General features: G+C 38.9%; 20 protein-coding genes, 2 tRNA genes, 1 other RNA gene and 1 pseudogene. 16 read left to right on the top strand and 8 right to left on the bottom strand.

The window, feature by feature from the left end:
* The first annotated feature begins 51 nt into the window (after positions 1 to 51).
* Entirely contained in the window at positions 52 to 1,335 is a 1,284-nt protein-coding gene (gene hemA / locus HL290_RS16575) for a glutamyl-tRNA reductase (protein ID WP_198497040.1), read from the top strand.
* Here the strand turns inward: hemA and HL290_RS16570 are convergent.
* Both HL290_RS16570 and HL290_RS16565 read right to left on the bottom strand, forming a co-directional pair.
* Positions 1,332 to 3,200: a DNA primase gene (locus HL290_RS16570; protein ID WP_198497039.1), complete on the bottom strand. Its 1,869-nt coding sequence runs from the start codon at positions 3,198 to 3,200 to the stop codon at positions 1,332 to 1,334. The two genes, hemA and HL290_RS16570, sit on opposite strands and share 4 nt — an antisense overlap.
* 156 nt (positions 3,201 to 3,356) lie before the next feature.
* A complete protein-coding gene (locus tag HL290_RS16565) occupies positions 3,357 to 4,520 on the bottom strand; it encodes an outer membrane protein assembly factor BamD (protein WP_198497038.1) in 1,164 nt (387 codons plus the stop codon).
* Between the two features lie 71 nt (positions 4,521 to 4,591).
* On the opposite strand from HL290_RS16565, the gene rluD reads away from it, so the two are divergent.
* The 4 genes from rluD to HL290_RS16545 all read left to right on the top strand — a co-directional run bounded on the left by rluD (position 4,592) and on the right by HL290_RS16545 (position 8,561).
* Positions 4,592 to 5,644 (top strand): 23S rRNA pseudouridine(1911/1915/1917) synthase RluD, encoded by a 1,053-nt coding sequence (gene rluD, locus HL290_RS16560; protein WP_005042691.1) that lies wholly within the window; start codon positions 4,592 to 4,594, stop codon positions 5,642 to 5,644.
* 10 nt (positions 5,645 to 5,654) lie between these two features.
* Positions 5,655 to 6,392: a peptidoglycan editing factor PgeF gene (pgeF, locus tag HL290_RS16555; protein ID WP_198497037.1), complete on the top strand. Its 738-nt coding sequence runs from the start codon at positions 5,655 to 5,657 to the stop codon at positions 6,390 to 6,392.
* A gap of 192 nt (positions 6,393 to 6,584) precedes the next feature.
* Positions 6,585 to 7,136, top strand: coding sequence for a flavodoxin family protein (locus tag HL290_RS16550; protein WP_004641600.1), 552 nt, complete (start codon positions 6,585 to 6,587; stop codon positions 7,134 to 7,136).
* Between the two features lie 153 nt (positions 7,137 to 7,289).
* Positions 7,290 to 8,561: a hypothetical protein gene (locus HL290_RS16545; RefSeq protein ID WP_198497036.1), complete on the top strand. Its 1,272-nt coding sequence runs from the start codon at positions 7,290 to 7,292 to the stop codon at positions 8,559 to 8,561.
* A gap of 51 nt (positions 8,562 to 8,612) precedes the next feature.
* On the opposite strand, the gene smpB is transcribed toward HL290_RS16545, so the two are convergent.
* Positions 8,613 to 9,089: an SsrA-binding protein SmpB gene (smpB, locus tag HL290_RS16540; protein WP_004641603.1), complete on the bottom strand. Its 477-nt coding sequence runs from the start codon at positions 9,087 to 9,089 to the stop codon at positions 8,613 to 8,615.
* 134 nt (positions 9,090 to 9,223) lie between these two features.
* Here smpB and coaD point away from each other — a divergent pair, with 134 nt between their 5' ends.
* From coaD to HL290_RS16510, 6 genes and pseudogenes are all read left to right on the top strand, one after another.
* Positions 9,224 to 9,715, top strand: a complete 492-nt coding sequence (gene coaD, locus HL290_RS16535; RefSeq protein ID WP_004641605.1) for a pantetheine-phosphate adenylyltransferase — start codon at positions 9,224 to 9,226, stop codon at positions 9,713 to 9,715.
* Position 9,716: 1 nt separating this feature from the next.
* A complete protein-coding gene (locus HL290_RS16530) occupies positions 9,717 to 9,980 on the top strand; it encodes a YfhL family 4Fe-4S dicluster ferredoxin (RefSeq protein ID WP_003653306.1) in 264 nt (87 codons plus the stop codon).
* Positions 9,981 to 10,007: 27 nt separating this feature from the next.
* Positions 10,008 to 10,363, top strand: an RNA gene (gene rnpB / locus HL290_RS16525) — RNase P RNA component class A.
* A gap of 63 nt (positions 10,364 to 10,426) precedes the next feature.
* Positions 10,427 to 10,503, top strand: a tRNA-Met gene (locus HL290_RS16520).
* Between the two features lie 158 nt (positions 10,504 to 10,661).
* A pseudogene (gene cntB, locus HL290_RS18710) lies at positions 10,662 to 11,261 on the top strand (carnitine monooxygenase, reductase subunit CntB); the annotation flags it as partial.
* A 157-nt stretch (positions 11,262 to 11,418) separates the two neighbouring features.
* Positions 11,419 to 11,495 (top strand) — tRNA-Met (locus HL290_RS16510).
* Between the two features lie 42 nt (positions 11,496 to 11,537).
* On the opposite strand, the gene HL290_RS16505 is transcribed toward HL290_RS16510, so the two are convergent.
* From HL290_RS16505 to HL290_RS16485, 5 genes are all read right to left on the bottom strand, one after another.
* Positions 11,538 to 12,566 carry a hypothetical protein gene (locus HL290_RS16505; RefSeq protein ID WP_005048631.1) on the bottom strand — a complete coding sequence of 343 codons (1,029 nt, stop codon included), beginning with the start codon at positions 12,564 to 12,566 and terminating at the stop codon, positions 11,538 to 11,540.
* Positions 12,559 to 14,184, bottom strand: coding sequence for an NAD+ synthase (locus HL290_RS16500; RefSeq protein ID WP_198497035.1), 1,626 nt, complete (start codon positions 14,182 to 14,184; stop codon positions 12,559 to 12,561). The genes HL290_RS16505 and HL290_RS16500 overlap by 8 nt, the downstream gene beginning before the upstream one ends.
* Positions 14,185 to 14,569: 385 nt before the next feature.
* Positions 14,570 to 15,130 carry a hypothetical protein gene (locus tag HL290_RS16495; RefSeq protein ID WP_198497034.1) on the bottom strand — a complete coding sequence of 187 codons (561 nt, stop codon included), beginning with the start codon at positions 15,128 to 15,130 and terminating at the stop codon, positions 14,570 to 14,572.
* A gap of 183 nt (positions 15,131 to 15,313) precedes the next feature.
* The gene (gene hemJ / locus HL290_RS16490) at positions 15,314 to 15,766 is read right to left on the bottom strand and encodes a protoporphyrinogen oxidase HemJ (RefSeq protein WP_004641616.1); all 453 of its coding nucleotides are present in this window, start codon (positions 15,764 to 15,766) and stop codon (positions 15,314 to 15,316) included.
* 18 nt (positions 15,767 to 15,784) lie between these two features.
* Positions 15,785 to 17,014, bottom strand: a complete 1,230-nt coding sequence (locus HL290_RS16485) for a beta-ketoacyl synthase N-terminal-like domain-containing protein (RefSeq protein ID WP_004641618.1) — start codon at positions 17,012 to 17,014, stop codon at positions 15,785 to 15,787.
* Positions 17,015 to 17,313: 299 nt separating this feature from the next.
* Between HL290_RS16485 and HL290_RS16480 the strand changes: the two genes are divergently transcribed.
* The 5 genes from HL290_RS16480 to HL290_RS16460 form a co-directional block, all read left to right on the top strand.
* The gene (locus HL290_RS16480) at positions 17,314 to 18,633 is read left to right on the top strand and encodes an EcsC family protein (RefSeq protein WP_004641620.1); all 1,320 of its coding nucleotides are present in this window, start codon (positions 17,314 to 17,316) and stop codon (positions 18,631 to 18,633) included.
* A 199-nt stretch (positions 18,634 to 18,832) separates the two neighbouring features.
* Positions 18,833 to 19,207, top strand: coding sequence for a 30S ribosomal protein S12 (rpsL, locus tag HL290_RS16475; RefSeq protein WP_002050319.1), 375 nt, complete (start codon positions 18,833 to 18,835; stop codon positions 19,205 to 19,207).
* A gap of 160 nt (positions 19,208 to 19,367) precedes the next feature.
* Positions 19,368 to 19,838 carry a 30S ribosomal protein S7 gene (gene rpsG / locus HL290_RS16470; RefSeq protein WP_003653285.1) on the top strand — a complete coding sequence of 157 codons (471 nt, stop codon included), beginning with the start codon at positions 19,368 to 19,370 and terminating at the stop codon, positions 19,836 to 19,838.
* A gap of 177 nt (positions 19,839 to 20,015) precedes the next feature.
* A complete protein-coding gene (fusA, locus tag HL290_RS16465) occupies positions 20,016 to 22,154 on the top strand; it encodes an elongation factor G (RefSeq protein ID WP_004641624.1) in 2,139 nt (712 codons plus the stop codon).
* 93 nt (positions 22,155 to 22,247) lie between these two features.
* Positions 22,248 to 22,386: GTP-binding protein (locus HL290_RS16460; protein ID WP_227545342.1), on the top strand; the 139-nt coding region annotated here is incomplete at its 3' end.

The raw sequence follows: 22,386 nt of genomic DNA, 5'->3' as shown, positions 1-22,386 counted from the left end.
ATGACACCGATGTTGCACAATAGCATAAATTTAGCGAAATGATGATCTGATATGTCTTTCTTTGCATTGGGTGTCAACCATCAAACAGCTTCTGTCGAACTCCGCGAACAAATTGCTTTCAATGCAGAGCGATTAAGTCGTTTGCTTGCCGAACAAAGCCATCACCAAAGCTTAAAGGATTTGGTGGTCGTCTCGACGTGTAACCGTACAGAAGTTTATGCCATGGCTGAAAATGCCGAAAGCCTTCTGAAATGGTTAGCCGATGCCAATAATATTGATGTAAAGCACTTAATTCATCATGTTTATCGTTACGAGAACACGCAGGCAATTACACATTTAATGCGAGTAGCAAGTGGCTTAGACTCTCTCATGCTCGGTGAGCCGCAAATTTTAGGGCAAGTTAAAAGTGCTTTGGCATTGTCTAAAGAAGCTCAAACAGTCTCTCCTGAATTAAACAGTGTTTTTGAATATGCTTTTTATGCAGCTAAACGTGTACGTTCCGAAACTGCGGTGGGCAGCCATGCCGTTTCGATGGGGTATGCTGTTGCACAATTGGCTTTACAGGTTTTTAGTAAGCCTGAAAAACTTACTGTGATGATTGTTGCTGCGGGTGAAATGAATAGCTTGGTTGCTAAACATTTGGCTGAAATGGGCGTCGCTAAAATTATTATTTGTAATCGTAGCCGTGAGCGTGCTGACCAATTGGCTCAAGAGATTTCACATCAGGTTGAAGTTGAAATTATTGATTTTTCAGCATTGGCTGAAAATTTGTATCGTGCTGATGTTGTGTCGAGCTGTACTGGTAGTTTATATCAAGTGATTGCTTATCCTGATGTTAAGACCGCATTAAAGAAACGTCGCTATCAACAAATGTTAATGGTTGATTTAGCTGTACCCCGTGATATAGATCCTAAAGTTGAAGCGCTTGATGGCGTCTATTTGTATGGTGTTGATGATTTACAAAGTGTGATTGAGGAAAACCTCGCTCAACGTCGTCAGGCGGCTGTTGAAGCGGAAGTGATGGTGAATCAATTAGCTACTCAGCTTATTACTCATCAAAAAGTTAAAGAGGCGGGCAGCACAATTCATGCCTATCGCCAACATAGTGAAGAAGTTAGCCAACAAGAGCTGACGCATGCTTTAGAGGCTTTGAATCACGGTGAGAATGCTGAGCAAGTATTACAGCAATTCGCGCATCGTTTGACGCAAAAGCTTATGCATCCGACATCTATTTTGCTACGCGAAGCTGCCAAGGCCGAAAATCCTGATTATTTTGAATGGTTACAACAGCATTTACAGGATGTGTTTGATCATGAGCGTAAGTCAAAACATTAAGACAACAGTCTTAAACTAATTTGTTTGGTTAATTCATTAAGCTGTTGTCTTAAATTTCGTGATTCAATTAGAGAAATTGGCGATTTAAGTTTCTGACGTAAATATCTTTCTTTTAGGCCTAAAGCATATTCTTGGGCTAACTTGTCGGCCACTTCTGGTGCCTGCGTTAATGCCTGAATATTGGTTCTTTGCATAATATCGGCAATTTCATGGCAATAACTGCTACAAGCACCTAGAACATAATATGTTGCCAGCTCTTGGTCATCCGGTAAGTCATCAAAAATACGGTTTAAAATTGCCAGTACTTTTGCTAATAATTCATCTTGATGAATATAAGCACGTAACCCTTCAAAATGAATATAAAGAAAAGGGTGGTGCATCAAAATTGCAATTGCAAAGTCTTCATCTTTAGTATGAATGTTAAATGAGAGCGAGGCATCATGGCTGATTTGTGGTGTAAAACGTTTACCCAGTCCGAGTTTTTCACGGAAAGATTGATTGAGTAAATAACGGAACGAACCCTGTTTGGGTAATAGTTCAGTCAGTTCTCGAAGTTCTCCCATGACCAAGCTTTTGCCTTCAGGGGTACTAATGTCATGTTGACCTGTTAAATGGGCAAAGACAAAATCAGACAAAAGAGGGGACTGTTGTAGTAGTTTTTGGAAATTTTCAAGCCCTTCACGACGGATCAGAGAATCGGGGTCATGGTCATTCGGTAGTACGAAAAATTTGAGTTCGCGTCCATCATTGAGAAGTGGTAAAGCAATTTCTAAGGTTCTGCGTGCTGCTTTTTGCCCAGCAGCATCACCGTCAAAAGCAATGGTAATACGGCTATTTTGTTTAAATAAAATATTAAGATGTTCTGTGTTACTTGCTGTTCCTAAAGTCGCTACAGCCCCTGTAATGCCATATTGCTGAAGTGCAATGACATCCATATAGCCTTCAACCATTAACCAGTCGTTAGATTTGAGTTTTCTACCTTCATAAAGCCCGTAAAGTAGCTGATTCTTGTGAAAGACCTCTGAGTCAGGCGAGTTAATGTATTTGGGCTTGATCTCATCATTTAAGGCACGCCCACCAAAACCAACGACGCGGCCTTTCGGGTCTCGAATCGGGAAAATCATACGGTCACGTAATAAGTCAAAATCACGGCCATTATCACTCGAACGAATAAGTCCTAGTTGCTTTAAACCATCAATGTCATAAGGAAAAGCTTTCTCTAGGTGTTGCCAATCTTCTGGTGCATAGCCTAAGCGCCAAAATTGAATCGTCTGATTAGTTAAGCCACGTTGTTTAAAGTAGTTTTTTGCTTTTTGACTGTTAGGTAATTGGTGTTCATAGAACTGTGCAATATTTTCCAGTAAGTCATATAAATTACCTTCTTGAACTGGTTCCTCAAAGTTGAAAGGCTGTTCAAATTGGGCAAAAGGGTCGTCAAAAAATACCGGTTCAAGCGTGTTGTAGCTTTCATCTATTGGTTGCTGAGGAACCACGGGCTCCGCCGTATTTGCTTTAGCAACTGGCGGCTTTGTAACCTGACGGGTATAAGATAGTTTTTTGTTCTCGGTATTATCTTTGGGTAGTTCGACTCCAGCGCTACTCGATAACTCTTTCATTACATCTATAAAGTTTCGGTTATCAATGTCCATCAGAAAACGGATCGCGTTACCGTTGGCCTGACACCCAAAGCAGTGATAATACTGCTTGTCTCGATAGACATGGAACGATGGAGATTTTTCTTGATGAAAAGGGCAACAGCCGGAATATGTACGTCCCGTCTTTTTCAGTTTCACACGCTGACCAATCAGATCGACAATATCTGTGCGATCTAAAATTTGATCAATCGTATGTTGTGGAATTGCCATAATTCAGATAACCGTATTAAAACTGATGAGAGAGTGAGTCAGAATATTCTGACATGATGAGGCAAGATCTATCCAATAAATATTTTAATATTTTATAAAAACAAACAGGCAAGTGATATCACTTGCCTGTTTGTTGATGTTTTTTAAAGCTTAAACTTATTGAGCAGCGTCATCTGCACCTTGTTTCGCATCATCTGATTGAGAATCAGTTGATGTATCTGTAGAGGTAACAGCAGGAGCAACAGTTGTATTTTCTGCTGCTTGTGGCTCAGGTTTGTCTAATAAGCCAAAGCTTAAACGGTTTGTCCAACTACGTTCTGATTTTGGTGCTTCAACTTGTGTTTGCTCTGGCTCAGCAGTTTCTTCTTTATCTGAATTGCCAATTAAACCGAAGCTAACACGATTAAGGAAGCCACGTTTTTGAGCTTCTGATTCACTTGTGCTTTCTGGTGTTGCGGCAGTAGATTCACGGCCAAAAATACCTAGGGTCGCACGGTTAATCCAGTTACCTTCTTTACGAGCAGCACGCATGTTAACTGTGCCGTCTTTTTTCACCAAGTTAGGGTAATTAAGTTTTAAAACTTCAATATATTGTTGTGAAGTCGCTTTATCACCTAATTGGTTATAGCTATATGCCAAAGTCGCTAATGCTTCTGGAACTTGAGGAGTTTGTGGATAGTGTTCAATTACCCATTGCGAACGTTCGGCAGCTGCAATCCAAGCTTTACGTTTAACATTAAAACGTGCAGCAGTCATTTCATTTTCAGCAAGTTCTTGTCCAATAAATTTCATGCGCTGAGCGGCGTCAACAGAATATTGGCTACTTGGGAAACGACGAATTAAATCAACAAAATTTTGATAAGCAACTTTTAAATAGCTCACATCACGATGAGATTGTTGCAAAGATGTATAGCGCATCAAACTGTCGTAGTTTTGCTCCATATTCGCTACAGCACGAACATAATAAGCATAATCCACATTTGGATGCTGAGGATTTAAACGAATAAAACGTTCCGCTAAGGCAATCGCGCCTTCATAATCTTTTTGCTTAAATTTCGAATAGAGAAGTTCAAGTTGTGCTTGTTGTGCGTATTGTCCGGTCGGATAATAAGTATCGATTGCTTCTAAAGACTTGGTCGCATCAAGATATTGACCACGGTCAAGCGACTTTTGGGCCTTTTCGAAGTAAGCTTGTTCACTAGATTGTGGGCCACTATCGACCACTTCTTTTTTACTTGGATTGCTGCTACAGCCCACAAATGCAGACGCTAAACCTAAAGATAAGGCAAGCATCGTAATTTTATAACGTGGTAGCGACATAAAAACTCCTCTGTTATGTTGGGCAATGAGCTACAATTGCGCTATTAAACCACTTTTATCTCAATGATCAAATGACTTCAGCACAATCTTCAAACACAAACTTATCTGAAACCGACTTCAATTTACTTGAAGATTCTGAGGATGCAGATAACCATACTTCTGATACAACTGCAACACGTTTATCGTTGCAAGTTCAGCTAGATGAAAGCTATCTGGGACAACGTATCGATCAGGTAGCAGCCTTGGTGTGGAATGAGTTTTCACGTGAAAAGCTTAAACAATGGTTGAAGGATGGCCATCTGTTGGTGAATGGTAACATTGTCAAGCCAAAGCACCGTTGTGAAGGGACCGAACTGCTTACACTCGAAGTTGAGCTCGAAGCTCAGACCACGAGCCAACCTGAAAACATTCCACTTAATATTGTCTATGAAGATGACGACATTTTAGTCATCAATAAACCAGTCGGTATGGTGGTGCATCCAGGGGCTGGCAATAGTTCTGGAACTTTAGTGAATGCCTTGCTTTACCACTTCCCAAAATTGTCGGAACTTTCTCGCGCTGGTCTAGTACATCGTATTGATAAAGATACCAGCGGTTTGTTAGTCGTTGCTAAGAGCCTTGAGGCACAATTTTCTTTAAGTAAACAGTTGGCAAATAAATCGGTTTACCGCGTATACGACTTAGTTGTTTATGGAAATATTATTGCTGGCGGTACTATTGATGAACCTATCAAACGTCATCCAGTTGACCGTGTGAAAATGGCGATTTTACCGGGTGGGCGCGATGCAGTGACCCATTACAATGTAAAAGAACGCTTTAGAGATTTTACTCGTGTACAAGCTCGTCTTGAAACAGGCCGAACTCATCAAATTCGTGTGCACTTTAGTTATATTGGTTATGGACTGATCGGCGATCAGATTTATATGAACCGCGTACGTGTACCTGCTGGGGCATCTGAATTACTCATTGACACTTTACGTGGTTTTAAACGCCAAGCATTGCATGCAGCTAAATTGGGCTTAAAACATCCTCGTACTGGTGAAGAAATGCTATTTGAAGCGCCGTGGCCTGAAGATTTTACACATTTAGTGAATGTGTTACGTTCAGAAAACGCTGCATATTAAGGACGCGTATATGGAATTTGTTCAAGGATTACCTCAAGGTGTATTTGTAGGGCAGACACGTGTTCAACATCCTTTGGCATTACCAACGGATCAACTTGAGTTGTCTGGCTTTAATCTGGCTTTACATGTCAACGATGAGGCACAACGTGTTCAGCAACATCGCATGATATTGTTAGATGAGTTTGCCCAGTTCGGTGTTAAAAAAATGACATGGATGACTCAAACACATAGTACGATTTGCCATACAGTAAATGAACAAATTCCTTTTAAGGCATTAATCGGTGATGGTCTGGTCACTCAAACCAAAGGTCATGCTTTAATGATGATGACCGCTGATTGTTTACCTCTCGTGTTAGGAAATGCCGAAGGTACGGAAGTCGCAAACTTGCATGCGGGTTGGCGTGGTTTAGCGGGTGGGATTGTTGAAAACACGATTGCTGCTATGCAGAACCCTCCAGCTTGGGCATGGTTAGGAGCTGCGATTAGCCAACCTTGTTTTGAAATCGGGGCTGAAGTAAAAGCTGCTTTTTGTGATAAATATCCAGAGTTAGAAACAGCTTTTGTTGAGGGGGCATCTCCAAATAAATTTCATGCAGATTTATATGCAATTGCACGTTTTATTTTGCAGAGTCTAGGTGTGAAACAGGTTTTAGGTGGAGATCAATGCTCTTATCAACAGAGCGATGATTATTTTTCTTATCGCCGTGATGCGAAGACTGGACGTATGGCTACCTTTGTTTTTATATAAGCTTTATAAACATAAGTAAATTCACTCTCTTATTTTGTCGTAATTAAACAGAATAAGAGAGTTTTTATTGAGTTTGAAAATATTACGATTGTGAACCGTATTGAAACACTTGTATTTCATATTTATAGATGTAGGTTTAGCAAGCGCTAATAAAATGATAAAATAGAAAAAATCGCTCAAAATTTTAATCTTATGTCTTTGCCTGAAAAACATCTCTCTATTGTTTACCACAGTCCATATGGTCATACCGCCAAGGTAGCTTTCGCTATTGCTGCTGGTGCAGAGGTGATGGGGGTAAAAGTACATCTAATGAATATTGAGCATATTGATTGGGATGCGCTTGATGCATCACAAGGCATTATTTTCGGATCTCCTACCTATATGGGAAGTATGACTGCCGACTTTAAAAAGTTTATGGACAGTACTTCTAAGCGTTGGAAAGAGCGCTTATGGCAAGGCAAGCTTGCGGCTGGTTTTGCAAATTCGGGCGGATTGAGTGGCGATAAACTAGCGGTCTTACAACAATTAAATATTTTTGCCATGCAACATGGCATGTTGTGGTCAGGTTTACCTTTAATGACCACAGGGCATAGTGAAAAAGATTTAAATAGACTATCGAGTTGTTTAGGTTTAATGACACAGTCAGATAACGCCCCTGTTGAAGTTACTCCCCCACAAGGTGACTTAGATACAGCTAAATGGTTTGGTGAATATATTGCTGGATTACTTTATCGCATAAGTTAAAATAAGTATTTGATTTTATATAAATAAATTTTAAATTGTTATTTTAATTACAAAAAAGTTGTATTTTTTTTATTCCTTTTTGATTATTTTTTACCAAATGGTTTATTTGGATAATGATGTCCAAAACTTAATAAATAAAAAAATGGAATAATCATGAAAATTTTTCTAACAGCTCTTTGTCTAAGTTGGGCTACTTTAAGCTACGCCAATTTAGAATCTGCAAATCTTGTTCCTCTCAGTGATTCGGAACTTTCTAAAGTTGAAGCTCAGGCATTATTTTCATTTACCTATACAGATCCAAAACAAGCTGATGCTTCAATGAACCAGCAAAATATTGGCTTTTATAAATTGGGTTTAGAGGCAAATCTTGAATTAAATGCCAATGTTAATAAGTTGCAATTAGGATGTGGGGGAGTAAACGGTTTAGGTGGGTGTGATATTGATATTGATAACTTAAGTTTAAGTGGCTTAAGTGATACCAGTGATGGGCGAGCTTCTTCTTCTGCTGTTTTTAGTAATCCCTTTATTGAATTTGCAATTAAAAATCCAGACAGCGCAGCTTTAAGAGAAATTAAAGGTTTTCGTTTAAGTGCTGAAAAGGTTATGGGACTGCTGACTATGGGGCTTGAAAATTCAGAAACACCAAATGGAATTAATAGCTTAAGTGGTTACATGAAAATTAAAGATACCACTGGTTTAGCTTATACCGCTGCTCGTAATATGTCTTATCAAGATACAGGCAAGACCATTGATGGGACTGTTAATGCATGTATCGGGATTTGTATTCCTTTAGGGTTTAACTCGTCTGATTATAATTTGCAATTACAACAGACCACTGCACCTATTGTGATCAACGGGCAAGTGATTTCTGGTTCACGAATGAATAATGTCATGCTGAACGGGGTAGCAAATATCGATCAGCTTAATTTCTCTGGAGATCTGAAAGCTTCTATTAATGCAGCACTTGGTCTATTAAATTTACAAAAAAATGTAACGGGCAGCATTACCGGATTAAGAGCAGCACTCACAGTTGATCAAAATTTAGGATTTATTCATAAAATTGAATTAAACAATCCTTTCTCACTTTCTTTGCAAGGCCAACAAATATTTTGGCCAGGTGCAGATGCAGCAGCAGAACGGGGGTGGTGGATGGCTTTTGATGATGAAATTGATATTGGCAATGTTACGCCAAGTAAACAAATTGAAATAACTAATGATGTTTTAAAGCAGGTGGTAGGTCCAATTAGTGGTTATTTAACTGCAAACCCAGTGAGATGTAATCTTTTAAATTGTTTGTTTGGTGAAGACTTAGCAGTTGGTGAGGTTAAATTACCCAATACGATTGTGAATTTTCCATTGAAAGATTTACAACTTAAAAATCAATCTTTTGCGCCAAACTGTTATGGCAATTTAAAATTCTGCTAAATTCAAAGTGACATAAAAAAACCTTTAAAGTTAACTTTAAAGGTTTTTTTATTACTTATGAAATATACGAGCTTTATCACGTTGCCAGTCACGGTCTTTTTCAGTTGCACGTTTGTCGTGAAGCTGTTTACCTTTCACAAGCGCAATTTCAAGTTTAACCAAGTGACCTTTCCAGTAACACGCCAAAGGAACACATGAGTAACCTTTTTGGTTAACTGCGCCCATTAGGTGTTCAAGCTGACGTCGGGAGAGCAATAACTTACGGGTGCGTGTTGCTTCAGGTACCACATGGGTCGAAGCCGATAATAAAGGCTGAATTTGTGAGCCAAGTAAAAATGCTTCGCCATTCTTGAAAATGACATAACTTTCCGTCAAAGTCATACGCCCAGCACGTAAGGATTTTACTTCCCAACCTTGAAGTGACATACCCGCTTCAAATTTTTCTTCGATAAAATAATCATGACGGGCACGTTTATTTTGTGCGATTGTTCCGCCATTGTGTTTTTTCACTACTGTTGCTTTCGCCATAATTCAAACTTCCACAATTATGCCTATTGTGCCGTAAACTGATGCTAAGGTGAAGTTTTTCCTGCACATGAATATTTCGCCTCATGTATAACTTTTGCTAAAATAGGTTCACAATACAATTAGAGTACTAGCGGATGTCTAAAACGCGTGTAATTTATCCTGGAACATTTGACCCCATCACGAATGGACACGTTGATTTAGTTACTAGAGCATCAAGAATGTTTGATGAGGTTGTAGTAGCAATTGCAATTGGACATCATAAGAACCCCTTGTTCAGTCTAGAAGAAAGAGTTGAACTGGCACAATCATCTTTAAGCCATCTATCAAATGTTGAATTTGTAGGCTTCGATGGTTTACTGGTTAATTTTTTCAAAGAACAAAAGGCAACCGCAGTACTTCGTGGTTTAAGAGCGGTTTCTGATTTTGAATATGAATTTCAACTTGCCAATATGAACCGTCAACTTGACCCACATTTTGAAGCGGTGTTTTTAACACCATCTGAGCAGTACTCTTTTATTTCTTCGACATTGATTCGGGAAATTGCTCGTTTAAAAGGGGATGTAACCAAGTTTGTTCCGCAAGCTGTGGTTGAGGCCTTTGAACGTAAACATCAACAAGGTTGGTAACGTGTCGTTATATATCACCGATGAATGCATAAACTGTGATGTTTGTGAACCAGTTTGCCCGAATGAAGCAATTTTCATGGGTGAAGTGATTTATGAAATTCATCCAGATTTGTGCACTGAATGCGTTGGTCATCATGACCAACCACAATGCCAATTGTTTTGTCCTGTAGATTGTATTCCTAAAGATCCAGAGCATGAGGAAACGGAAGAACAGCTATTCGACAAATATAAAAAATTAATTGCTCAAAAAAGCACGAGCAATTAGTAAATAAATTTGTTAATATGCGCCCCTGAAGTGAGCTGGATGGTCGCTGCTGTGGAGGTCTTCGTGACTGAAGCAGGGGAGGAAAGTCCGGGCTTCATAGGGCAGGGTGCCAGGTAACGCCTGGGCGGTGAAAGCCGACGGAAAGTGCAGCAGAGAGTAGACCGCCTCATTCGTGAGGTAAGGGTGAAAGGGTGCGGTAAGAGCGCACCGCGTGTCTGGCAACAGTTCACGGCATGGTAAACCCCACCAGAAGCAAGACCAAATAGGAATCCTGAGGTACGGCCCGTACTGGATTCGGGTAGGTCGCTTGAGCGTATGAGTGATTGTACGCCTAGAGGAATGACCATCCTCGACAGAACCCGGCTTATAGGCTCACTTCACCTAATTTATTTAAAATTTTTCTTGACGTGCATTAAAGAAACTAAGATAATGCGCGCACAGTTTAAGGCTATGTAGCTCAGTTGGTTAGAGCACCGCACTCATAATGCGGGGGTCACAAGTTCAAGTCTCGTCATAGCCACCATTTTATAGACCACGCTCCTGCGTGGTCTTTTTTTATGCTTATTTTCTGATTAAACACAGTTTGTGAAGACCAACTTTATAATGATGAGATGTTTTTTGATTTTTCATTGGCTTATTTATATTTAAAAAAATTATTCCCGTTAGCTTAAGGCAATAAGCATCTTAATTGCAGGTGGTATTGGGTATTACCATTCTTATCTCAAATAGATGAGCTCGTAGCACGTGGGGCAGAGGCTTACGGTGAGCTTGAACATGCAGCTTTGTTAGATGAGCTAAAATAGAGCATACAGAGCATGTGTTCAGCTATGTTGAAGCAGAAAGTTGTGTGCTTAACTTAGGCGAATTAATTTCATTACAATCTAAAGAAATACATGTCTATGTATGTGGACTGAAACCAATAATTGATGCTGTGATTAATTGTTGTAATAAGCATTGTTACCTTGATGAATACATTCATTGGGAACGACTTGCTTCAACAGTTCCTGAAGATGGAGAGGCTTTTACAGACGTACTTGGCAAGTCTAATCAAGAAATGAAGTCAAAAGTAACTAGTCAATTTTACAAGTGATCAAAACATTAAATATTGATGTGGAATGCTTATGTCGTGAAGGCGTATGTGGTACATGTGAAACTGTTATTTTGGATGGTGAAGTAGAGCATTTCGATCAATACTTAAGTGATGCAGAAAAGGCTTCACAGAAGAGCATGATGATTTGTGTATCTAGAGCTAAAGATAAAAAACTGGTATTAGATTTTTAATACATTTCTTTGGTCGATCAATTATTTAAAATATAAATTTGCTAAAAAATGAACAAACAAAGGTGATCTGAATCTTATTTGTTCATTTGATGGAATTTAATGATTTTGAACTCTTGACCTGTTCTGTAGAACTATAGATAATGCGCACACAGTTTACGGCTATGTAGCTCAGTTGGTTAGAGCACCGCACTCATAATGCGGGGGTCACAAGTTCAAGTCTCGTCATAGCCACCATTTTAAAAACCATGCTCATGCATGGTTTCTTTTTGTCTTTTTTTACTCATTAAAATGTTTTTCAATCATATCGAGTGTTTTTGGGCTTTGATAAAAAGGAGCTAAAATCGCTTGAAGTAACGGCTCTAAAATACCGTGCTCATTAAAGACATTCATGACTTTAGGGTAAAAACGTAAAGCTTCAGTTTGTAAATCGGTTTCGGTTAAACCAATCTCACTTAATACTTCAAATAAACTCTCGTCTTTGTAAAATTCATAAAAAACTTCTACGCCATACAAAATAAGATCTTGCATAAATTGTGACTGGCGTAATTCTTTCCAATATTCGTAAATTAAAACAAAGAACTCTTCAACATCAAGAGGAGTTAACTGTTTCATAAACTCATACATTTTTTTATGTCTAAGATCTTCCCAGACATGTCGTATAAGACTTTCTAAATCTTCAGTCGACAAAAGACTTAATTCTGTGAGTTGCTCGTGAATAAAGCTGGCAATCCAAGTTTCAAGTTTATGCTCAAGACGTTGTTGTTGTAAAAAAGAGAATTTTTTGAGTTTATGTTGCCATTCAAAATGATAGTCATCTACTCTAGATGCATTTAGAAATTTTGGTATTTTCTGTTCTAAGGTCGAGGTCGCAATATATTGGCAAAGTTGTTGAACGGCGGGGCTAGTTCTTAAAAACTGGTTGAGATAATGAGGAATATGTTCCATTTCTAAAAATTTGGAGAGCCACATTTCAAATTGGTGGTCAGATACCAAATCTTGTAGCTGAATTGGAGACTTCATAGCAGACAGATAAATACGCTGAGCAATTTCCCCAATAAACTCAAGTAAACCAGCACCTAGCTGCATTTCAAAAGCATAGCGTTTCACAACGGCTTGTAGTTGCTCTAAATCCACCACTTCATTAAGCTTGATTTCGTCAGCATGTTGCATAAAGAGTTGAATGAACTGCTGGAAATAAATAGGTGAGTTTTCTATAGATAATTGTTTTTTGAAAAATTCCACCTGCTCAAGCAAAAGTGCTTGAGCAAGTGCTGTGGTTTTTGATGAGTTTTTCTGCTCAGTCATTCGCTGTCCAACCGTTGACAATCGGATAACGTCGTTCACGACTAAATGCACGAGAAGTAATTCTCGGCCCAATCGCGCCTTGACGACGTTTATATTCATTACGATCAACTAACCGGATAACTTTTTCAACTACTTCTTTATCAAAACCTTTGGCAATAATATCTGCCTGACTTAAATCTTCTTCAATGTATGCGTAAAGAATGGCATCTAATACATCATATGCAGGTAAAGAGTCTTGGTCTTTTTGGTCTGGGCGAAGTTCTGCTGAAGGTGGACGAGTAATAACACGTTCAGGAATAACAGGAGTTTCACTTAAGCTATTACGGTATTTAGCTAATTCAAACACGATCGTTTTATAAACATCTTTTAGAACAGCAAAACCACCAACCATATCACCATAAAGTGTACAGTAGCCAACTGAAAGTTCAGACTTGTTGCCAGTAGCGAGTACTAAATTACCAAATTTATTTGATAAACCCATGAGTAATGTGCCGCGTGCGCGCGCTTGTAAATTCTCTTCGGTTGCATCTGCTGGTGAGTTGCCAAAGAAAGGATACAAGGTTTGCATAAAGCTATTTACAACTGAATGTATTTCAGCAATACCGAAAGTCACACCCATACGACGAGCTTGTTCTGCTGCATCTTCAACACTAATTTGAGAAGTGTAGGTATAAGGCATCATTACGGCTTGTACTTTTTCTGCACCGATTGCATCAACAGCAATAGCTAATGTAAGGGCAGAGTCAATACCGCCAGATAAACCTAAAATTACACCTGGGAAGCCTGAACGCTCGACGTAATCACGTGTGGCCATGACTAAGCCTTGATAGATCTCTGCAAAAGTTTCTAATGCAGGAGCAGATTCAGTGACTTTAAATGATTTATTTTTATGGTCAAATTCAGCAATATAAAGGTCTTCTTTAAAGCTTGGTGCTTGTAAAGCAATTTCACCATTTTTGTTACTGACAAAACTTGTGCCATCAAAAATTAAATCGTCTTGTCCACCCACTTGGTTAACGTAAACAATATTCAGATGAAGTTGTTTTGCAAGTTCACTTAAGGTTTGTGTACGGTGCTGTGGTTTACCGACTTCGTATGGTGATGCATTTAATACAAGAACAGTATCAACATTTAATTGGCTTAACTGTTTTACGGTATTAATTGACCAGATATCTTCACAAATCAATACGCCAAACTTATGTCCAAGATATTCAAACACCAAATGCTGATGTCCTTTTTGGAAATAACGTTTTTCATCAAAGACGCCATAGTTTGGTAAATTGTGTTTGTTAAAAACACCCAAAACTTGACCATCTTTCATGACAGCAGCAGAATTATAACGTTGACCATCTTCTGTCTGGTTCACAAATCCGAAAACCATGACAATATCTTTAATTTCGGCAAGTTGAGCAAAAGCCTTTTGCATACGTTTATTTAAATTTGGACGTAACAGTAAGTCTTCAGCTGGATAACCAATAACAGAAAGCTCGGGAAAAATAATCAGGTCAGCGTTTTGTTTTTTCGCCTGATTCACTTGCTCAATCATCTTTTTGGTGTTTGAGTCAATATTGCCAATATGCGGAGAAAACTGAGCAAGGGCAACTTTAAAACTTTTCATTCAAACCTAATCCTAGATCATAACGAATATAGATACACACAGTGTTGATTTTTATAGATATAATTTTTCAACGATGTGTATGATACGATAGTAAACAATTAAAATAGTAAACAAAAATGTCAAGATCAATAATATATACCAATCACATATTTTCTGCGTAAAAATAACGAGATTTTCTGTATAGAATAGAAACAGGCTTCATTATTTTTATTGTTTGTATACTGCCTTATCACAAGCCAATTTGGAATAAGCGCGTTATATTTTTTTCAATAATTTGAATTAAGTAAGCGTGATTTTCTTGTTTAGATAAGTATTTCTGATTTATAAGAATTCTCATTTACATTAAGCAAAAAATGTTACGTTCAAAGAAAGACTGATTATTTAGTTACAAATGAAGTTGAGGTGAACAGATAATATTTGGGATTTTCCCAGAGCAAATGTCACGGGCAATTTCACCTTGTTGTTCAATGTTATAAGAGCTAAACGCCTTGTGTGGAGAGTAGGTGTATTTATAGGGATTGTAATTTTTAAAGCTAAGATAATAGGCCGATTGCAACAATGCACCTTTAAGTAGGACATGAATACCTTTTTGATATTGCATGACATGAGTGAGTTCGTGAATAAAAATACCCTGCATAAATTTAGATTCTAGAGCGTAATTTTTACTGTAATCGGAAGGGTTGACGTAAATATTTCCATTTGGTGCCATAAAAATACCGCAAGACTGCCAAGGTAAATAACGAGTAGCAATAATTTTAGGTTGTTCACAATTGAGCATGTCACCGAAAACGAGTTGTGCTAATACTTTTTCTTGAGCAGTTAGATATCTGATGGGATAGTTTTTTAAGTGACGAAAAATAAAAAGTGTAAGAAGTATAAATTGTTGTTGGGTTGAGTGTTTAAGGGCAGTAAGGGTTAGCATAGCTTTGCCATTAAATGAGTTCATCTATTTCTTTAGGATAGTACAGATTACGCATTATTAAATAAAGGGTCGGATTTACTCATTGGGTATAACTTTAAGAGAGCATTGATTTTATGCTTTTGATTGAAAAAAGTTAAATAGAGGGATAACTCTGCGAGTTTTTATTGTCTAAATTAAAGAAATTGCTCGGAAAAGCAAAAGCCCCAGTTAAAACTGAGGCTTTACGACAACTAAAATCACTACAGCAAATAAGATTAAAGTTGGCATTTCATTAAAGAAACGCCAGAACTTATGTGATTTATAGTGTGCATTTCCGATAAGTTTTTTACGATAGTAGCCACATACCAAATGGTAGATGACTAATAAAGCGACTAAAGCAACTTTAAGATAAAACCATGTTGCCTGATGGTAATGTCGAGTTGCATCGCCCCATTCGACAAGAAAATGGGCGGTAATTAATGTGGCAATCATAGAAGGCCACATAATTCCGCGATACAACTTACGTTCCATTATTTCAAAGCGTTGATGACTAGCAGCATCTTCACTCATGGCATGGTAAACATATAGACGTGGTAAGTAGAACAAAGCAGCGAACCAACAAACCACAGCAATAATATGTAATGCTTTTACCCACAAAAAAGCATCAGAAGGTGCATCCATCGATAATCCTAGGTGGGATTATGCATCCCACTTTTTGAAAATAAGGCAAGCGTTAACACCGCCAAAGCCAAAACTGTTACTCATTACAGTATTCAATTTTGCATCACGTTTTTCAAGTACGATATCAAAAGGTTTTGCGCCTTCATCTAGTTCAGTCACATTAATATTTGGTGCAATAAAGTCATTTTGCATCATTAGAACTGAGTAAATGGCTTCTTGTACACCAGCTGCACCTAAGCTATGACCTGTCATAGATTTAGTTGAGCTAAGAGGAGGTACATTGCCTTCACCAAATGCACGTTCCATTGCTTTAAGTTCTGTAATGTCACCAGCTGGAGTAGAGGTACCATGTGTATTTACATAGTCAATTTTGTCTACGCCATGTTGTTTAGCTTCTTCAAGTGCCATTAATACACAACGTGTAGCACCTTCACCACTTGGAGCAACCATGTCTGCACCATCGCTGTTTGCAGCATAACCAACGACTTCAGCTAAAATGTTGGCACCACGTGCTTGAGCGTGTTCAAGTGATTCAAGTACGACAAAACCACCACCGCCAGCAATAACGAAACCGTCGCGGTCTGCTGAATATGGACGAGATGCTGTTTCTGGAGTTTCATTATATTTCGAGCAAAGCGCACCCATTGCATCAAATAATAAACTTTGAGACCAATGATCTTCTTCACCACCACCAGCAAGCATAAGATCTTGTTTGCCAAGTTGAATAAGGTTGTATGCATAACCAATTGCGTCAGCAGAAGTTGCACAAGCACTCGTAATAGTATGAGCAATACCTTGCAATTTAAATGCAACACCTACGTTTGCAGTAATCGTGTTTGACATGTTGCGTGGTACGAAGAAAGGTCCTACTTTACGTGCACCTTTAGTCTCTAAAAGCTCTGTCATTTCAACAACAGATGCAGTTGAACCACCACCTGAACCGCCTGCGATACCGTAACGTGGATTACCACCGATTTGCTCAGCAGTAAGTCCTGCATGTTCAACAGCAGCTACAGCAGCATTGTAAGCGTACATTGCACATACGCCCATAAAGCGTTTTAACTTACGATCAATATGATCAAAATCTTGTTCTGCAGCAGCGCTCACATGACTTTTAAAATTGAGTTCAGCATAAGTTGGGTTAAAACGTGTCCCGGAGATTCCGTTTTGAAGTGAATGAGTAACTGCTTCTAAAGAGTTACCGATACATGAGTTAATACCCATACCAGTGATTACAACACGTTTCATCTACAGGTCCCTTTATGGTGATATTAAGAGTCTATCGTGATCAACAGCTATGAAAATGAATAGGAGAATATAGCTATAAGAAAACAAGACTCATGTTTTTTCGTTGTTAACATGATAGCAGAAAGGATTTTTATTTCTTATGGCAAATCTTTATGACAATTTTACATTTAAAAAAATAACTAAATACATGGTATGTTGCATTTAGGGTTAACTAAAATACACACATACAAGTTGAGATAAATCCACATTCCACCTAGTATTTGTGTCTAATTAGATAAATTAAAAAATCGAGGTACTTGATGACAAAATTCAATAATAATCAATCTGACAATTTGTTTTCTCAGGTCTTCGGAGTGGCTAAAAAGCTCAGTTCTACAGGATTGAGTATCTTGCAACAGAACCAATCAGGTGATGTAAGTAAGGTAATTGAACCAATTCCAACTGGTAAAACGGTTGAAGGTAAATCGAGAACAAAAAGCCCATTTGAAGTTGAGCAATATGAAAGTCCTCAACAAATGCTTCGAGAACAGTTACCGAAAGTAACTCGTCAGGTCTTTGGACGGCATTTTACAAAAGTAAATGGTGTGGCTACATTTCTTTCCCCAGATTGGGATCAAAAAGTCTCAGGCTATTTATTTGATTGGTTGAATGACTTTAGTTCAAAAAGCACCTTAACTGAAAAAATCTTGGAAGAAGCGGGTGCTAAAGATTTGTTTGAACTAACTAAGGATACGGGTCGTTCTCAACGTTTAAGTCAGGCGCTTATTGAACAAAACAAATTAATTGCGACAATACAAGGGGCAATCACAGGCGTGTCCGGTGTGGTTGGTGCAGCTGTAGATGTTCCTGTTTCACTCGTCTTAGTTTTAAGAACAATTTATCAGACAGGAAGATCACATGGCTTTGACCTTCAAGAAGTTACTGACCAAGATGTTGTCGAGTTTATCTTTAAAGAAGTTGATATTAGTCTGATTGCTGAAAAGCAAACGCTATTGTTAGCTTTAAAAACATTACGAAATATGTTGGAAACACAAGATATTCATCAATTTCAGCAGGTGCTAGGTTCAACTACCGATTTAGATACTTTAAAGAACTGGTTAGTTGATGAAGACGGGGAGTTTAAATGGGGGTGGTTAAATCGTATTCCGAAGCTCTCAACCTTTGGTAAAGTTACACCAGTTGCTGGTGCTGTTTTAAGCGCAGTATATAGCTGGAAACTACAAGAAGATGTTGGTCACAAAGCACAAGCTATCTTTGGAGCTGCAAGACATTATTTAAATGAACATCCAAGTGAGCATTTATCTCCGCTACAGGCTTATTATGCTGCGGTTACACTTATTCAGAAAGCCAGTCCACGTCTTTTAAATGTTGGTGAAGACGGCAATATTCACGCTGAGCATCATCATAAAGTAGAAAATCATGATGTAATTTCAAAAGTATCTATTGTCTTAAAGAGTACTGAAGGTAAAAAGAGTGAAGAGAAAATTCAGGAAAATGTTCATCAGGGTATCGAGCAACTTGTCGATAAACATGTAGAGGAACATGAGCATACTGAACAAAAACCAGCTTTAGCTCCAGAGGAAGATGAGGAGGAGCTGGATGATAAAAAATACTCTTAACAATACGCTTACAAATAAGAGGTTTAAAAATAAAATCTGAACTCTATTTAAATTTGTAAGTTATCCTGTCAAAGATTGATATGGTCAACATTTGGTAAGTATTGCCGTGTTGACCATTTTTGCATCTTAGCTTACAATTATGTGCCCTTAAAAAGAGGTATTTCTTTTTAAGGTTTTTTAATAACGGGAGAATTGCCATATGGCAACAACGAATCAGTTGATCCGTAAGGGTCGTACGACTTTGGTTGAAAAATCCAAAGTTCCTGCGTTGAAGGCTTGTCCACAACGTCGTGGTGTTTGTACACGTGTTTATACAACTACACCAAAAAAACCTAACTCAGCTATGCGTAAGGTTTGCCGTGTTCGCTTAACTTCAGGTTTTGAAGTATCTAGCTACATCGGTGGTGAAGGTCATAACCTACAAGAGCACAGTGTTGTTCTTATCCGTGGTGGTCGTGTTAAAGACTTACCAGGTGTACGTTACCATACCGTTCGTGGTTCATTAGACTGTGCTGGTGTTAAAGATCGTAATCAATCACGTTCTAAATACGGTACTAAGCGTCCTAAGAAGTAATTCTAGGAAACTAGTCCAATAAGCCCTTTAGCGTTTCGCTTGTTTGAATTCTTCATAGTTTTGTAATTCAAGCGACGTATAGTAAGGCCAGCGTCGTGTACATGACACTTGTACAAACTGCTGGATTATCCTGAAGTGTCATATTATTAGGTGTATTAAAATGCCAAGACGTCGCGTAGTCGCTGCTCGTGAGATCCTTCCAGATCCAAAATTTAGCAGCCAAACAATCGCTAAATTCATGAACCACGTAATGCAAGATGGTAAAAAATCTGTTGCTGAAGGTATCGTTTACGGTGCTTTAGAACGTGTTCAAGAAAAAAACAAAGTAGACCCAGTTGAATTTTTCGAGACTACTCTTGAAAAAGTTCGTCCTATGGTCGAAGTAAAAGCACGCCGTGTTGGTGGTGCTACTTATCAAGTACCTATGGAAGTACGCCCATCCCGTCGTACTGCCTTAGCAATGCGTTGGTTAGTAGATGCTGCTGCTAAGCGTTCTGAAAAAACGATGGCTTTACGTCTTGCTGGTGAGTTGCTTGATGCAGCTGAAGGTAAAGGTTCAGCAATCAAAAAACGTGAAGACGTGCATCGTATGGCTGAAGCCAACAAAGCCTTCTCTCACTACCGTTTCTAAGCGGATAAAACAGTCCCTAATCAGGAGAATATTCATGCGTACAGCAGCTCGATTCAACATTGCTCTTTATCAAAGTGGGAGCTTTGCGGGTATTTAAGTTGCCTGCTTGGATATTTGTACGCATCAATCTAATTGATGCGTCCTGTTTTAAATATAACATTTAGGAATGTAGACCTCATGGCTCGCCAAACCCCAATTAGTAATTACCGCAACATCGGTATTTCTGCGCACATCGACGCAGGTAAAACAACTACAACAGAACGTATTTTGTTCTACACAGGTGTATCTCACAAAATTGGTGAAGTACACGATGGTGCAGCAACAATGGACTGGATGGAACAAGAGCAAGAGCGCGGTATTACAATTACCTCGGCTGCTACGACTTGTTTCTGGTCTGGTATGGGTAACCAATTCGAACAACACCGTATCAACGTAATTGACACCCCGGGACACGTAGACTTCACAATCGAAGTTGAACGTTCTATGCGTGTTCTTGACGGTGCGTGCATGGTTTACTGTGCAGTTGGTGGCGTACAACCTCAGTCTGAAACTGTATGGCGTCAAGCAAACAAATATAAAGTGCCTCGTTTAGCATTCGTGAACAAGATGGACCGTACTGGTGCAAACTTCTTCCGTGCTGTTGAGCAAGTTAAAACTCGTTTAGGTGGTAATCCTGTACCTATCGTTGTGCCAATTGGTGCAGAAGATACGTTTGCAGGTGTTGTTGACCTTATCGAAATGAAAGCGATTATCTGGGATGAAGCATCTCAAGGTATGAAGTTTGAATATGCTGAAATTCCAGCTGACCTAGTTGATACGTCTAATGAATGGCGTACCAAAATGGTTGAAGCTGCGGCTGAAGCTTCTGAAGAATTAATGGACAAGTACCTTGAAGAAGGTGATCTTTCTAAAGAAGAGATCATTGCAGGTTTACGTGCTCGTACATTAGCTTCTGAAATTCAAGTAATGCTTTGTGGTTCTGCGTTCAAAAACAAAGGTGTTCAACGTATGTTGGATGCTGTAATTGAATTCTTACCATCACCTACAGAAGTTAAAGCGATCGAAGGTATCCTTGACGACAAAGACGAAACTAAAGCGTCTCGTGAAGCATCTGACGAAGCTCCGTTCTCTGCGTTAGCGTTCAAAATCATGAACGACAAGTTCGTAGGTAACTTAACATTCGTACGTGTTTATTCTGGTGTTCTTAAACAAGGTGATCCGGTTTATAACCCAGTTAAATCTAAGCGTGAACGTATCGGTCGTATCGTGCAAATGCATGCGAACGAACGTCAAGATCTTGATGAAATCCGTGCAGGTGATATCGCAGCGTGTGTAGGTCTTAAAGACGTTACTACTGGTGATACATTATGTGATGAGAAAAACATCATTACACTTGAGCGTATGGAATTCCCAGAGCCAGTAATTTCATTGGCTGTTGAACCAAAAACTAAAGCTGACCAAGAAAAAATGTCAATTGCTTTAGGTCGTTTGGCTAAAGAAGATCCATCGTTCCGCGTTCGTACAGACGAAGAATCTGGTCAAACAATTATTGCTGGTATGGGTGAGCTTCACCTTGACATCATCGTTGACCGTATGAAGCGTGAATTCGGTGTTGAAGCGAACATTGGTAAACCAATGGTTGCTTACCGCGAAACAATCAAAAAGACTGTTGAGCAAGAAGGTAAGTTCGTTCGTCAAACAGGTGGTAAAGGTAAATTCGGTCATGTATATGTTCGTTTAGAGCCTATGGATGTTGAAGAAGCTGGTAAAGAATACCAATTCGCTGAAGAAGTTGTCGGCGGTACTGTACCTAAAGAATTCTTTGGTGCGGTTGACAAAGGTATTCAAGAACGTATGAAGAATGGTGTATTAGCTGGTTACCCTGTTGTGGGTATCAAAGCGACATTATTCGATGGTTCTTACCATGATGTCGACTCTGATGAATTGTCGTTCAAAATGGCTGGTTCGTACGCTTTCCGTGACGGTTTCATGAAAGCTGATCCTATCCTTCTTGAACCAATCATGAAAGTTGAAGTAGAAACTCCAGAAGACTACATGGGCGATATCATGGGTGACTTAAACCGTCGTCGTGGTATGGTTCAAGGTATGGATGATCTTCCTGGTGGAACAAAAGCAATTAAAGCAGAAGTTCCATTGGCTGAGATGTTTGGTTACGCGACTCAAATGCGTTCTATGTCTCAAGGTCGTGCGACTTATTCTATGGAATTCGCTAAATACGCTGAAACTCCACGTAACGTGGCTGAAGGCATCATCGCTAAGTTCCAGACTGGCGGTAAAAAAGGTGACGACGAGTAATCTTTCGATTACTATAAGCCCAAACTAATTCTTAGTTAAAACCAAGCGCTCGTGCAGTGACCCTGCATGAGCAGTTTATAAAGGAAGATCATCATGGCTAAAGCCAAGTTTGAACGTAATAAGCCACACGTAAACGTGGGCACAATCGGTCACGTTGACCATGGTAAAACAACTTTAACTGCTGCGATTGCAACTATTTGTGCAAAAACTTACGGCGGTGAAGCGAAAGATT

Origin of the sequence: Acinetobacter sp. AC1-2, assembly GCF_016124155.1 — a bacterium.
Lineage (GTDB): Bacteria > Pseudomonadota > Gammaproteobacteria > Pseudomonadales > Moraxellaceae > Acinetobacter > Acinetobacter calcoaceticus.
The sequence above is the reverse complement of the archived record's forward strand: the minus strand, read 5'-3'. Positions and strand labels throughout refer to the sequence as shown.

Excerpts from the sequence above, each read along its gene's own strand:
- HL290_RS16495 (WP_198497034.1), bottom strand. The coding sequence starts at position 15,130 with ATGAACTCATTTAATGGCAAAGCTATGCTAACCCTTACTGCCCTTAAA.
- pgeF (WP_198497037.1), top strand. The coding sequence starts at position 5,655 with ATGGAATTTGTTCAAGGATTACCTCAAGGTGTATTTGTAGGGCAGACA.
- HL290_RS16500 (WP_198497035.1), bottom strand. The coding sequence starts at position 14,184 with ATGAAAAGTTTTAAAGTTGCCCTTGCTCAGTTTTCTCCGCATATTGGC.
- HL290_RS16570 (WP_198497039.1), bottom strand. The coding sequence starts at position 3,200 with ATGGCAATTCCACAACATACGATTGATCAAATTTTAGATCGCACAGAT.
- hemA (WP_198497040.1), top strand. The coding sequence starts at position 52 with ATGTCTTTCTTTGCATTGGGTGTCAACCATCAAACAGCTTCTGTCGAA.
- HL290_RS16545 (WP_198497036.1), top strand. The coding sequence starts at position 7,290 with ATGAAAATTTTTCTAACAGCTCTTTGTCTAAGTTGGGCTACTTTAAGC.
- coaD (WP_004641605.1), top strand. The coding sequence starts at position 9,224 with ATGTCTAAAACGCGTGTAATTTATCCTGGAACATTTGACCCCATCACG.
- HL290_RS16480 (WP_004641620.1), top strand. The coding sequence starts at position 17,314 with ATGACAAAATTCAATAATAATCAATCTGACAATTTGTTTTCTCAGGTC.
- rpsG (WP_003653285.1), top strand. The coding sequence starts at position 19,368 with ATGCCAAGACGTCGCGTAGTCGCTGCTCGTGAGATCCTTCCAGATCCA.
- fusA (WP_004641624.1), top strand. The coding sequence starts at position 20,016 with ATGGCTCGCCAAACCCCAATTAGTAATTACCGCAACATCGGTATTTCT.
- HL290_RS16505 (WP_005048631.1), bottom strand. The coding sequence starts at position 12,566 with ATGACTGAGCAGAAAAACTCATCAAAAACCACAGCACTTGCTCAAGCA.
- rluD (WP_005042691.1), top strand. The coding sequence starts at position 4,592 with ATGACTTCAGCACAATCTTCAAACACAAACTTATCTGAAACCGACTTC.
- hemJ (WP_004641616.1), bottom strand. The coding sequence starts at position 15,766 with ATGGATGCACCTTCTGATGCTTTTTTGTGGGTAAAAGCATTACATATT.
- HL290_RS16485 (WP_004641618.1), bottom strand. The coding sequence starts at position 17,014 with ATGAAACGTGTTGTAATCACTGGTATGGGTATTAACTCATGTATCGGT.
- HL290_RS16550 (WP_004641600.1), top strand. The coding sequence starts at position 6,585 with ATGTCTTTGCCTGAAAAACATCTCTCTATTGTTTACCACAGTCCATAT.
- smpB (WP_004641603.1), bottom strand. The coding sequence starts at position 9,089 with ATGGCGAAAGCAACAGTAGTGAAAAAACACAATGGCGGAACAATCGCA.
- rpsL (WP_002050319.1), top strand. The coding sequence starts at position 18,833 with ATGGCAACAACGAATCAGTTGATCCGTAAGGGTCGTACGACTTTGGTT.
- HL290_RS16565 (WP_198497038.1), bottom strand. The coding sequence starts at position 4,520 with ATGTCGCTACCACGTTATAAAATTACGATGCTTGCCTTATCTTTAGGT.